The organism is Streptomyces katrae (genome assembly GCF_000966975.1).
Lineage (GTDB): Bacteria > Actinomycetota > Actinomycetes > Streptomycetales > Streptomycetaceae > Streptomyces > Streptomyces katrae.
The window spans coordinates 1-12,160 of the sequence record NZ_JZWV01000655.1 but is presented as its reverse complement, the minus strand read 5'-3'; the positions used below and the strand labels follow the sequence as shown (position 1 = coordinate 12,160).

The window sequence follows — 12,160 nt, the reverse complement described above, 5'->3', positions numbered from 1 at the left end:
CCAGGTAGTCGCCCACGTCGCTCGGGTTGTTGGCCCAGAACTCGACGGCCGCCGCCATGATGTCGGAGGTGGCCTCGTTCAGGCCGCCGGACTCACCGCTGTAGGTCATGTTGCCGGTGACCGAGGTCAGACCGTGGGTCATCTCGTGCGCGGCGACGTCGATGGAGGTGAGGGGCTTGTTGTTGGCCGTGCCGTCACCGTAGGTCATGCAGAAGCAGGAGTCGTCCCAGAACGCGTTCACGTACGCGTTGCCGTAGTGGACCCGGCTGTAGGGGGCCACGCCGTCGTTGCGCAGGCCGTTGCGGCCGTGGACGGTCTTGTAGTAGTCCCAGGTCAGCTGGGCGCCGTACGCGGCGTCCGCGCCGGCCGTCTCCTTGTTGGAGGGCAGGCCGTTGCCCCAGGTGTCGGTGGAGTTGCTGAAGAGCGTGCCGGTGCCGGACGAACCGCCGTTGAGGTTGTACGTCTTGTGGCCGCCGCGGCCGCCGTCGGTCAGGGTGTAGGAGCTGCCCGACTGGGTGGTGCCGAGGGTCACCTGGCCGCTGTACTGCGTGTTGCCGGTGCCGGTCTCGACGGCCTGCCACTGGGTGATCTTCGCGCCGGTCTTGGCGTCGGTGATCACGTGCAGGCGGCTCGGGGTGCCGTCGTCCTGGAGGCCGCCGACGACCGTCTCGAAGGCGAGGACCGGGACGCCGGAGCCGGCCCAGATCACCTTGCGGGCGCCCTTGTCCGCCTTGGACTGCTTGGAGCCCGCGGAGTTGGCCGCGGAGACGGCCTGGCCCTCCGCGGCGGCCGTGCTGACCGTGGCGTTGGTGTCCGCGACCTTGATCTCGTGCTGGGTCGCCTTGGTCACGCTCTTGGTGACGCCGCCCTTGGCGTGCACGGTCAGGTCGCCGCCGAGCACGGGGAGACCGTCGTAGGTCCGCTCGTAGGTGGTGTGCGTGGTGCCGTCGGCGTCCTTGGCCACGTCGCGGACGACGAGCTTCTCGCCGCTTCCGAGACCGAGGGCCTTGGCGGCCTGCGCGGTGGTCGAGTTGGCCTCGCTGATGAGCGTCGCACGCTCCGAAGCGCTGAGTACGAGGTTGGCCGCGCCCGGGTTGGGCTGCGCGGCCGTGCGGGCCTGCGACGCGGTGGCGTCGGCGGCGGCGGTGGCGGTACCGGCCTGCATACCTACGGCGACCAGGGCCGCCGCGGCCACGAGTGCGCCGGCCGCGGTGGCACGCCGCTGGGGGGTGGGACTCAACGCAGACTCCTTCTGCAAGGGGGGGTTCCGGATGGCTGGGTGGGCCACCGGGCAGATCAGGGCTGTGCGATGAACGGTCAGAGAGTGCCAGTTGGAGTGTCCGATGTCAGGGCCACATCAAAAGGTTGGCTGGAAACGGTTCGTTGTCCGAAGATACGTATCCGGTATCCGAACCATTCACCTTCGTGTGCAAGGGGCCTTCGAAACCGCTGGAACGGTTGGTACCGGTTGCTAACCCTTGGGTAACAAGAGGTCCCGTTCACCCGAACGGCATTTACCGTACGGGTGTTTGTCGTACTGTTTCCCGGTGCGACAGATGTTCGTTGCTTGGGGAAGCGGCGGGCAAGCACCACCGACATAGACCACGTGCCAGGGGGGCCCATGAGGCATGTCCATTTTCCTGCGCAAAGAGTGGCCGCGGCGGCCGGTGCTCCGGACGGGACCCTGGACGCCCCCGCGCGGCGCATCGGTGACAAGGCCCGCTGGTACCTGCCCGCCGCCATGGGCGCCGACTTCGCCGGCGCCGCCGTGCCCGTCGGCCTGGTCTTCGACGCCGCGCAGCAGGCCAGACCCGGGTACTGCGCCCTGGGCGCGGCCCTCGCCTGGGTCGGCGTACAGGCCCTGCGCCGACGTTACGCCACCCGCGCCCTCGGAGAATCCCGCGGAGTGCTGCCCGTCGTACACGACTGGCTGATTCTCATCGGTGTCCTGGCCGTCGCCCGCGTGCTCACCGGGGAGAGCACCCCCCGACTGGCCGCCCTCGGGGCCCTGCTCCCCGCCCTCCTCGTCACCGTCGCCTGCCGCAAACTGACCTACCGTCACCTCTCCGCCGCCCGCCGCGAGGCCCAGGCCGTCAGCCGGGTCCTGGTGCTCGGCGAACCCGCCGCCGCCGAACACGTCATCGCCCACCTCGCCGCCCGCACCGACCACCCGTACGTGGTCGTCGGCGTGCTCCCGGTCGGCGAGGGCTCCCTCGACGCCGGAGTGCCCGTCGCGGCCCGGCTCGGCGCCCGGATGCCCGAGGCCCTGACCGAGGACTCCGCCGCCGTACTGGGCGCCGTCCGCAGCCACCACGCCGATCTGGTGCTGGTGGTGCCCGGGGCGCGGATCGCGGGGGAGCGGCTGCGCCGGGTGGCGTGGGCGCTGCACGACGAGGGGCTGGAGATGGCGGTCTTCCCCGGGCTGGTGGAGGTCTCCGTCAAGCGGCTGGAGACCCTGTCCGCGGGCGGGCTCGCCGTGCTGCGGGTCGCCCCGCCCGTGCGCCGGGGGGCGCAGCCCCTGCTGAAGTCGGTGCTCGACCGGGTCGCCGCCGCGGCCGGACTGCTCCTGCTCTCACCGCTGTTCCTCGGGCTGGTGCTCGCCATCCGCCTCGGCTCGCGCGGCCCGGCCTTCTACAGCCAGCGCCGGATCGGCCGCGACGGGGTCCCGTTCGTCATGTGGAAGTTCCGCACGATGGTGGAGGACGCCGACCTGCTGAAGGCCGAGCTGTCGGGGTCGAACGAGAACGACGGGCTGATGTTCAAGATGCGCCGCGACCCCCGGGTGACCCGGGTGGGCCGGCTGCTGCGCCGCACCTCGCTGGATGAACTCCCCCAGCTGTACAACGTCCTGACGGGCAGCATGTCCCTGGTCGGCCCGCGCCCGCCGCTGCCGGAGGAGGTGGCGGAGTACGACGAGGTCGAGCTGCGCCGGCTCACCGTACGGCCCGGGATGACGGGGCTGTGGCAGATCAGCGGACGCTCCGACCTCTCCTGGGACGAAACGATTCAGCTCGACCTCCAGTACGTGGACAACTGGTCCTTCACCAGCGATGTCGACGTCATGGGCCGTACCCTCCGCGCCGTCGTCGACGGTCGCGGAGCGTACTGAGGGGCCACCGTTGTCGTCAGTTCTGGTCCAGCCACCAGCGGTAGGTGGAGGCGATGCCCTCGCGCAGCCCGATGCCGGGCTTCCAGCCCAGCGCCGTCAGGCGGGACACGTCGAGCAGCTTGCGCGGGGTCCCGTCCGGCTTGGACGTGTCCCAGTCGAGCCGGCCCGCGAAGCCGGTCACCTCGGCGACCGTCTCGGCCAGCTCCCGGATGGTCAGGTCCTCGCCGCAGCCGATGTTGACGGGCTCGTCCCCGTCGTAGCGCTCCAGCAGCACCGCGCAGGCGGCCGCCAGGTCGTCCACGTGCAGGAACTCCCGGCGCGGGGTGCCGCTGCCCCACAGGGTGACCTCCTCGCGCCCCTCGGCGGCGGCCTCGTGGAAGCGCCGGATCAGCGCGGGCAGCACGTGCGAGGACTCGAGGTCGAAGTTGTCCCCGGGCCCGTAGAGGTTGGTGGGCATCGCGGAGATGTACGAGGCCCCGTACTGCTTGCGGTACGACTGGACCTGCACGATGCCCGCGATCTTCGCCAGGGCGTACGCCTCGTTGGTCGGCTCCAGCGGCCCGGTCAGGAGGGCGTCCTCCGTGATGGGCTGCGGGGCGAGCTTGGGGTAGATGCAGGAGGAGCCCAGGAACAGCAGCCGGCCCACACCGGCGGCGTGCGACCCGCCGATCACGCTGAGCTGGATCCTGAGGTTGTCCTCCAGGAACTGCACCGGGTAGGTGCTGTTGGCCATGATCCCGCCGACCTTGGCGGCGGCCAGCACCACGGCGTCGGGGCGGACGTCCCTCAGGTACGCCTCCGTCGCGGCGGCGTCGCGCAGGTCGAGGTCGGCGCGGCCGCGGGTGAGCACCTCATGGCCGTCGGCGGTGAGGCGGCGGACGACCGCGGAGCCCACCAGGCCGCGGTGTCCGGCGACGAAGACACGGGCGTGCGGGGGCAGAAGCGGCTGCGGATTAGTCATACCGCCGATGATGCCAGTCCGCCGCCCTGCCCCGGGCCGGGCTTACGCCGTCCCGCCCGCCACACAGACCACACCCCGAGGCCAAGCCTCGAACGGAACAGCGACAACGGACCCCAGGGGGACCCATGGGCAAGACCGCACTGATCACCGGCGTCACCGGACAGGACGGCTCGTACCTCTCCGAGCTCCTGCTCTCGAAGGGCTACACGGTGCACGGGCTCGTGCGGCGCTCCTCGAGCTTCAACACGGAGCGGATCGACCACATCTACCAGGACCCGCAGACGGCGAACCGTTCCTTCGTCCTGCACCACGCCGACCTCTCCGACGGCGTGGCCCTGGTGAACCTGCTGCGCGACATCCGCCCCGACGAGGTCTACAACCTCGGCGCCCAGTCCCACGTCCGGGTCTCCTTCGACGCCCCCCTCTACACCGGGGACGTCACCGGCCTCGGCGCGCTGCGGCTGCTGGAGGCCATCCGGGCCAGCGGCGTGGACACCCGGATCTACCAGGCCTCGTCCTCGGAGATGTACGGCTCCACCCCGCCCCCGCAGAACGAGGACACCCCCTTCCACCCGCGCAGCCCGTACGGCGCGGCCAAGGTCTTCGCCTACTGGACCACCGTCAACTACCGCGAGGCGTACGACATGTTCGCCGTCAACGGGATCCTCTTCAACCACGAGTCCCCGCGCCGCGGCGAGACCTTCGTGACCCGCAAGATCACCCGCGCGGTCGCCCGGATCAAGGCCGGCCTCCAGGACCACCTCTACCTCGGCAACCTCGACGCCGTCCGCGACTGGGGCTACGCGCCCGAGTACGTCGAGGCGATGTGGCGCATGCTCCAGCAGGACGAGCCGACCGACTACGTCGTCGCCACCGGAGTCGCCGCCACCGTGCGGGAGTTCGTCGAGTCCTCCTTCGCCCACGCCGGCCTGGACTGGAACGAGCACGTCCGCTACGACCCCAAGTACGAGCGCCCCAGCGAGGTCGACGCCCTCATCGGCGACGCCTCCAAGGCTCAGGAGATCCTCGGCTGGAAGCCGACGGTACTCGTGCCCGAACTGGCCCGCATCATGGTCGACGCGGACGTGCGGCAGGTCGAGGACCAACTGGCGGGCGCCACCGTCCGCATCGACCGCTGACGCCGTATATTTCGCCTACGATTCGCCTACGTTTTGCATGTCCCGGTCAGGCCCGCGGTATCCCGTGGCGCTGACCGGGACAAACCTGCCGTGTGTCCGGGGGTCCGTGGTGTGGACCCCCGAACCGACCCCGGTTGATCCCAAGTTGGTATGCAGTGGGTCAAGTGAGGTGACCGGGACTTGACCGAGCCCTAGTCTGCGTCGGATACACACGGCTGTTCGTACAGTTCCAGCCATCAGACCGGGCGATTGCCCTGGGGGGCTCATGCGTAGATCCAGAGGGCTGACTGCTGCCCTCGTCCTGTCACTGGCCGGTGCCGGCACCGGCCTGGGGGTGGTGCTGATGCCCTCGGCGTCGGCCCTGACGCCGCCGGTGGCGTTCACCGCCGACGAACTGCCCACCTGGCAGCCCAACGGCGTCGTCTTCGCCATGGCCGAGGCGAACGGCACCGTCTTCGCCGGCGGCACCTTCTCGGCCGTCCGCCCGCCCGACGCCGTCGGCGGCGCCGAGCAGGACGCCGTGAACTTCGTGGCGCTCGACGCCGCCACCGGCAACCCCACCTCCTGCAAGCTGGCCTTCACCGTCGGCGACGGCACCGCCACCGTCCGGGCGCTGACCGTCTCCAAGGACGGCAAGACCCTCTACGCCGGCGGCTACTTCGGCGCCGTCAACGGCACCCCGGTCTCCAGCCTCGCGGCCATCGACATCGAGACCTGCACCCCCAAGGCCTCCTTCCACCCCGGCGTCCCCGCCACCGTGCGCGCGCTCGACGTCACCGACGACACCCTCTACGTCGGCGGCGACTTCGGCACGGTCGAGGGCCAGACCCGCGAGCGGTTCGCCGCGGTCGACGCCGCCTCCGGCGCCCTCAAGCCCTTCACCGCCAACGCCGACGAGCCCGGCCGGGCCGTCAAGGTCAGCAACGACGGCAAGAACGTCCTGCTCGGCGGCGACTTCTTCACCGTCAACGGTGCCAACTCGCACGCCCTGGCCGTCGTCAACGCCGGCACCGGCGCCGTCACCAAGACGTACTCCAACATCCCGTCGAACTCGGTCGTCAAGGACATCGCCGCCGACGCCACGGGCTACTACACCGCCAACGAGGGCTCCGGCGGCGGCGTCTTCGACGGCCGCATCGGCCTGAACACCGACTTCAACGAGAAGTGGCGCGACCGCTGCCTCGGCGCGACCCAGTTCGTGCTCCCGTACGACGGCGTCCTCTACAGCGCCTCGCACGGCCACGACTGCTCCACCGAGCTGGAGTTCCCCGACGGCAAGCGCAACTTCCTGATGGCGCAGTCCACCGACCACACCGGCACGCCCCCCGCCCCCGTGGACGGCTTCGTGCGCGGCCCCCGCAAGCTCGGCTGGCACCCCACCGCCAACGACGGCATCGGCGAGGGCATCGGCCCGCGCGTCATGGCCGTCGCCACCAAGGCGGACGTCAAGTACCTCTGGGTCGGCGGCGAGTTCACCCAGATCAACGGCAAGCCCCAGGCGGGCCTGACCCGCTTCGCCAACACCGGCGACGTCGGCGCGCCCACCACCCCGGTCGCCAGCGCCGCGAGCATCAAGCCCGGCGAGGTCCAGGTCCGCTGGCGCACCAGCTACGACCAGGACGACAGCAAGCTGACCTACCGGATCTACCGCAACGGCTCGGCCACCCCGATCCAGACCATGACCGCCGACTCCCTGGAGTTCGAGCGGCCCCAGGCCTCCTGGACCGACACCACCGTCAAGGCCGGCCAGTCCTACACCTACCGGGTCACCGCCACCGACGGCGCCGGCAACACCAGCGCCCTGTCCGCGACCGCCTCCGTGACCGTCCCGACCACCGCCGCGGCCTACCCGGACAAGGTCCGCACCGACGGCGCCAACCTCTACTGGCGCTACGACGACACCGTCAGCCCGTACGTGGCCGACTCCTCGAACGGCGGCAACACCAGCGGCATCCAGGTCAACGCCCCGGCACTGAACCAGAGCCCCGGCGCGGTCGGCGGCACCAGCACGGCCATGGGCTTCAACGGCACCAGCCAGCAGGTCTACAGCGACCACCGCCAGTTCGTGGGCGCCGCCTTCACCGTCGAGACCTGGTTCAAGACGAACACCACGCGCGGCGGTAAGCTGATCGGCTTCGGCAACAACACGGTCAACAACAGCGGCTCGTACGACAAGCAGCTGTACATGACCAACACCGGCCGCCTCGCCTTCGGCGTCTACAACGGCTCGGCCCGCACCATCACCACGGGCCTGTTCGAGACGTACAACGACAACAAGTGGCACCACGTCGTCGGCACCCAGGGCCCCGGCGGCATGACGCTCTACGTGGACGGCCAGAACAAGGGCACCAACAGCGCCACCACCTCCACCCCGTACGCCGGCTACTGGCACGTGGGCGGCGACAACCTCAACAGCTGGCCGAACCGCCCGACGAGCAACTTCTTCGCCGGCCAGATCGACGAGACCGCCGTCTACCCGACGGCCCTCACCCAGGCCCAGGTCAAGTCCCACTACGACCTGGCCAAGGCCCCGACCGACACGGTCTCCAAGGTCCCCGCGGCCGAGGACACCTACATCAACCAGGGCGCCCCGGCCACGGCCTACGGCACCTCCACGCAGCTCGCGGTGCGCGGCACCTCCGCGTACGAGTCGTACCTGCGCTTCACCCTCCCGGCCGCCCCGGCCGGGCAGGTCCTGAAGGCCGCCTCCCTCCAGTTCAAGACCTCCACGCAGACCGGCGCCGGCACCGCCGACACCGTCTCCGTGGTCCCGGTCACCGGCACCTGGAGCGGCGCCGACACCACGTTCAACACCAAGCCCACCCTCGGCACCACCCCGCTCGGCAGCATCACGGGCGTGCCGGACGGCTCGGCGATCCAGAACGTCGAGCTCGACACCGCCGCGGTCTCCGCGGTGCTGGGCAGCAGCTACAGCCTCGGCCTGACCAGCACGGGCAGCGACGCGCTGTGGCTCTGGTCCTCGGAGTCGACCGCCGCGGACGCCGCTCCGCAGCTGATCCTCACCTTCGGCCAGAAGTAACCACCTGAGACGTACGGGGCCCGGCGCGCTTCCTGCCGGGCCCCGTACGTCTTCTCTCCTCCACGGGAGCCCGCCATGCACCTCCGCCCCGGGGCGGCGACCGCCGCCCTCCTCCTGGTCTCCGCCCTCACCCTCACCGGATGCAGCTCCTCCGGCGACACCAAGGCCGACGCCGCCCCGGCCAAGCCGAAGCCGCCGGCCGCCTCACCGGCCCCCGACCCGGTGGACGCCACCGCACCACCCGCAACCCCGGACCCGGGCGCCAAGCCGAAGGGGCCCGTCCTCCCGGACGCGCAGCTCACCCCGAAGACGGGCAGCTTCAAGGCGAACGAGAAGCAGTACCTGAGTGGCCGCGTCCCGGAGAAGACCGACCCCGCGGCCGTCCTCCAGACGGGCCAGGAAACCTGCCAGCGCGTGGAACGCACCGCCAAGCACGACAAGGACGCCGCGGCCGCGTCGATCATCTCGGGCGAGCTGACCGGCGCCAAGGACGCGATCACATACCTCTGCCCCGCCCAGAAGCCGATCCTGGACACGGCGGAGAAGGGCTTCCCCGACGGCCCCCGCACCAACCCGGCCCCCGGCACCTACCGCGCCCTCACCCAGGCCACCGCCTGCACCTGGGAAGCCAAGTCCCAGGACGGCGCCGTCCTCGCCTCGGGCCCGGAAACCCCGCCCAAGCCCGGCGAAAGGACCACGGCCACGATCCCCGCGGGAACAGCCACCTTCACCTCGACGAACTGCTACGCCTGGCTCCCGGCTTAACCCGCCCCGCCCCCGCCGGACGCCGCCGCACCCCCCTCCGGGCCGGCGGCGTCCGCGCGTCCTCAGCTCCGCCGGGCGGCGTCCTCGTACACCCCGAGCAGGGTGTCCAGTACGGCGTCCATCGAGAAGGAGCCCGCCGCCAGTTCGCGGGCCGCCTTCGACGCCGCGGCGTTCTCGGCCGGGTCCAGGAGGGCCAGGACCGCCTCGGCCACGCCCTGCGGGCCCGGGTCGACCGCCCGGCCCGCGCCCGAGGCCGCGATGTCGCGGGCCAGGCCGTTGGAGTGGGTGACCACCGTCGGGACGCCCACCGAGAGGGCCTCCAGGACCGACATGGGGAAGGGCTCGTCCACCGACGGGAGGACGTAGACATGGGCGCGGCGGAGTTCCGTCAGGACCTCCGGGGTCGACAGGGCGCCCGGGACCGTGAAGCGGTCCGTCAGGCCCAGGGCGGCGACGCGGGCGCGGACGGCCGCGAGTTCGCCCTCGTCCGGGCCCGCCACCACGAACTCCGCGTCCGGGTGGGCGGCCAGCACCGCCGGGGCCGCGTCCACGAAGTCCACCGGGCGTTTGCGGGCCTGCAGGCGCGCCGAGTACAGGATGCGGGGCGGACCGCTCAGGGGCGGGCGCTCCTCCTGGGCCGGGGTGCCGTTCACCAGGCGGACCGCCTGCGCGAGGGGCGGGGGGCCGACCACCGCGTCCAGGCCCGTCCGCTCGTGCGGGGTCAGGTACAGCAGGGCGTCCGCGCCGCGCAGCAGGCGGCGTACGGCCACCGCGTCCAGGACCTTCGCCAGCAGCTTCTCGCTCGGGTCCACCATGCCGTGCGTCTGGAGGACCAGCGGCTTGCCCGCCCGAAGGGCCGCCAGCGCGACCGGGAGGGTGACCAGGTCGCGGGCCAGATGGACGTGGACCACGTCCGCGTCCCGGACCAGCCGCGACGCCGAGGCCAGCAGGGCCGGCGAGGTCATCCCGCTGAACCCGAGGGGCAGCAGCCTGCGGGCCGGGAACAGCTTCGCCGGGACGCCCTCCACGGAGGTCGGCCAGGGGTCGAAGCCCTCCCCGAGGGCCAGCAGCCGGGCCTCGTGGCCCCGCTCCCGCAGCCCCTTCGCCAGGTTCAGCGCCACCCGCACCGGGCCGCCGAAGGCGTGCGAGGGGGAGTGCAGCGTGACGGCGTGCAGGATCTTCACTTGGGCTCCTCCACCGGACGGCGGCCGCCGTCCTGGGTCTGCAGGGTCAGGGCGGGCAGGTCCTTGTGGACCACCGCACCGGCTCCGGCCACCGCGCAGCGGCCCACCGTCACCCCCGCCAGCACCGTCGCCCGGACGGCCACCCACGCGCCGTCCTCGACGGTGATCGGGGCGTTGCGGTAGCGGAAGTCGGCGGCCCGGTGGTCGTGCGAACCGGTGCACAGCATCGACTCCTGCGACAGGCACACGTGCGAACCGATCGTCACCGGCTCCAGGTTGAGCAGCCAGACGCCCTCACCGATCCACGTGTGGTCGCCGACCGTGAGCTTCCACGGCCACAGCACGCGCACCCTGTGCCGGATCAGCACCCCCTCACCGATCTGCGCCCCGAACGCCCGCAGCAGCGCCACGCGCAGCCGGGCCGGACAGAACCACGACATGAACAGGGTGTTCATCACCGCGAACCACAGGGCCTGCGTCAGCAGCCCCCGCCCCTTGTCGTATCCGGCCAGCGTGAAGGCAGGAAGATTGCGCACCGGTCGCCCCCGTCGTCCCACGCGCCTCCCCTGGCGCGGAACGCTCAGATTAGACTGCGCGCGGATCACGCACATGGGGTGGGGGCAAAGGTGGCTACGGACATACGCACGCCCAGCGTGAAAGCGGCGCCCCCGGCGCCCCCGACACCCGCGGACGAGGCCCAGTGGGGGCGGGTCACCACCCCGCGCACCCTCCTCTCCCGCGCCCTGTCCGTGCCGCTCGCGCTCGGATTCACCGTCTTCCTGCCGGTGTTCGTCGCCGCCCAGTCCGGCGACGGGCAGGAGGACGCCGCGTTCTGGCTCCAGTTGGTGCTCACCATGTACGCGGGCGCCCGCCTCTCCGCCATGGTGCTGACCAGCCGCCGCAAGCTGCTCCAGGGCTCGTTCTGGCTGTTCGTCTACATGGCCATGGGCGTGGCCCCGCTCGCCCAGGCCGTGCTCGGACGCGTCCCGACGCCCGTCGTCGGACCCCGCTCCGACCTGACCCTCGCCATCGGGCTCGTCCTGCTCGGCTGCACCGCCTTCGACGTCGGCGTACTGCTGGCCCGCCACCGCCCGGCCGGCCGCGCGGGCGGATCGCAGAAGGAACCCCGCCCCGTCATGGCGCACCGGCGGCGGCTCCAACTCCTCACGGCCATCGCCTTCGTGTGCAGCGCGGCGTTCATCGTCAAACTGGGCGGCCCCGCCGTCTTCTTCTCCAGCCGCCAGGAGATCATCGCCGGCATCCAGGACGCGGGCGTGTCCAACGGCGACGGCCAGGCCGGCCAGGCCCTGCTGCGCGGCTTCGGCACCGTCCCCGCGCTGCTCGCCATGCTGCTGTACACGCGCTGGCTGGTCACCTCGACGTACGCCCGCCGCAAGGTGTCCGTCATCGTCACCTGGGCGGCTCTCATCGCCCTCAACCTCGTCGTCAACAACCCGATCTCGAACCCCCGTTACTGGTTCCTGACCGTGATGTTCGCGATGCTGTTCACCCTCTTCCCGGTCAGCGCCGCCATGTACCGCGTCGCGCTGTCCATGGCCGTGGTCGTCGCCCTCCTCGTCTTCCCCTTCGCGGACCGCTTCCGCTACGACGAGAAGAACTACAAGCCCGTCGAGACGACCTCGTTCCTGGAGCCGATGGCGCTCAAGGACTACGACCAGATCGGCATGTTCGCCAACACCATCACCTTCGCCGACTCCGGCCCCGGCCACTTCTACGGCCGCCAGCTCGCCGGCTCCGTCTTCTTCGCGGTGCCCCGCTCGGTATGGCCGGGCAAGCCGCGCGACACGGGCGTGATGGTCGGCCAGTGGATGGGCACGGTCAACACCAACCTCTCCTCCCCCATCTGGGCCGAGCTCTGGCTCGACTTCGGCCCGCTCGGCATGGGCGCCGGCCTGCTGGCCATCGGGTACGCCGCCGCCCGCGTCGACCGCCGCTACGCCA

9 protein-coding genes are annotated in these 12,160 nt (G+C 71.4%); 5 read left to right on the top strand and 4 right to left on the bottom strand.

The window, feature by feature from the left end; translation table 11 throughout:
* Positions 1-1,240: M4 family metallopeptidase (locus tag VR44_RS23290; protein WP_045949524.1), on the bottom strand; the 1,240-nt coding region annotated here is incomplete at its 3' end.
* Between the two features lie 381 nt (positions 1,241-1,621).
* On the opposite strand from VR44_RS23290, the gene VR44_RS23285 reads away from it, so the two are divergent.
* The gene (locus tag VR44_RS23285; RefSeq protein WP_094191859.1) at positions 1,622-3,109 is read left to right on the top strand and encodes a sugar transferase; all 1,488 of its coding nucleotides are present in this window, start codon (positions 1,622-1,624) and stop codon (positions 3,107-3,109) included.
* 16 nt (positions 3,110-3,125) lie between these two features.
* Here the strand turns inward: VR44_RS23285 and VR44_RS23280 are convergent, their stop codons facing one another.
* The gene (locus VR44_RS23280; protein WP_045949522.1) at positions 3,126-4,070 is read right to left on the bottom strand and encodes a GDP-L-fucose synthase family protein; all 945 of its coding nucleotides are present in this window, start codon (positions 4,068-4,070) and stop codon (positions 3,126-3,128) included.
* Positions 4,071-4,195: 125 nt separating this feature from the next.
* On the opposite strand from VR44_RS23280, the gene gmd reads away from it, so the two are divergent.
* The 3 genes from gmd (at position 4,196) to VR44_RS23265 (ending at position 9,014) form a co-directional block, all read left to right on the top strand.
* A complete protein-coding gene (gene gmd / locus VR44_RS23275) occupies positions 4,196-5,209 on the top strand; it encodes a GDP-mannose 4,6-dehydratase (RefSeq protein ID WP_045949521.1) in 1,014 nt (337 codons plus the stop codon).
* Between the two features lie 265 nt (positions 5,210-5,474).
* The gene (locus VR44_RS23270) at positions 5,475-8,249 is read left to right on the top strand and encodes a CBM96 family carbohydrate-binding protein (protein ID WP_045949520.1); all 2,775 of its coding nucleotides are present in this window, start codon (positions 5,475-5,477) and stop codon (positions 8,247-8,249) included.
* 75 nt (positions 8,250-8,324) lie between these two features.
* Complete coding sequence (locus tag VR44_RS23265) at positions 8,325-9,014, top strand: hypothetical protein (RefSeq protein ID WP_045949519.1); 690 nt, start codon at positions 8,325-8,327, stop codon at positions 9,012-9,014.
* A 62-nt stretch (positions 9,015-9,076) separates the two neighbouring features.
* Here VR44_RS23265 and VR44_RS23260 read toward each other — a convergent pair whose 3' ends face one another.
* Both VR44_RS23260 and VR44_RS23255 read right to left on the bottom strand, forming a co-directional pair.
* Complete coding sequence (locus tag VR44_RS23260) at positions 9,077-10,198, bottom strand: glycosyltransferase (protein ID WP_045949518.1); 1,122 nt, start codon at positions 10,196-10,198, stop codon at positions 9,077-9,079.
* Positions 10,195-10,734 carry a WcaF family extracellular polysaccharide biosynthesis acetyltransferase gene (locus VR44_RS23255; RefSeq protein WP_045949517.1) on the bottom strand — a complete coding sequence of 180 codons (540 nt, stop codon included), beginning with the start codon at positions 10,732-10,734 and terminating at the stop codon, positions 10,195-10,197. Before VR44_RS23255 ends, VR44_RS23260 begins: the two co-directional genes overlap by 4 nt.
* A 117-nt stretch (positions 10,735-10,851) precedes the next feature.
* Here VR44_RS23255 and VR44_RS23250 point away from each other — a divergent pair.
* The coding region (locus VR44_RS23250; RefSeq protein WP_425424526.1) for a hypothetical protein at positions 10,852-12,160 on the top strand (1,309 nt) is incomplete at its 3' end.

Bases quoted from the DNA above. Each gene is read 5' to 3' on its own strand.
- VR44_RS23285 (WP_094191859.1), top strand. From the start codon at position 1,622: ATGAGGCATGTCCATTTTCCTGCGCAAAGAGTGGCCGCGGCGGCCGGT.
- VR44_RS23280 (WP_045949522.1), bottom strand. From the start codon at position 4,070: ATGACTAATCCGCAGCCGCTTCTGCCCCCGCACGCCCGTGTCTTCGTC.
- gmd (WP_045949521.1), top strand. From the start codon at position 4,196: ATGGGCAAGACCGCACTGATCACCGGCGTCACCGGACAGGACGGCTCG.
- VR44_RS23270 (WP_045949520.1), top strand. From the start codon at position 5,475: ATGCGTAGATCCAGAGGGCTGACTGCTGCCCTCGTCCTGTCACTGGCC.
- VR44_RS23265 (WP_045949519.1), top strand. From the start codon at position 8,325: ATGCACCTCCGCCCCGGGGCGGCGACCGCCGCCCTCCTCCTGGTCTCC.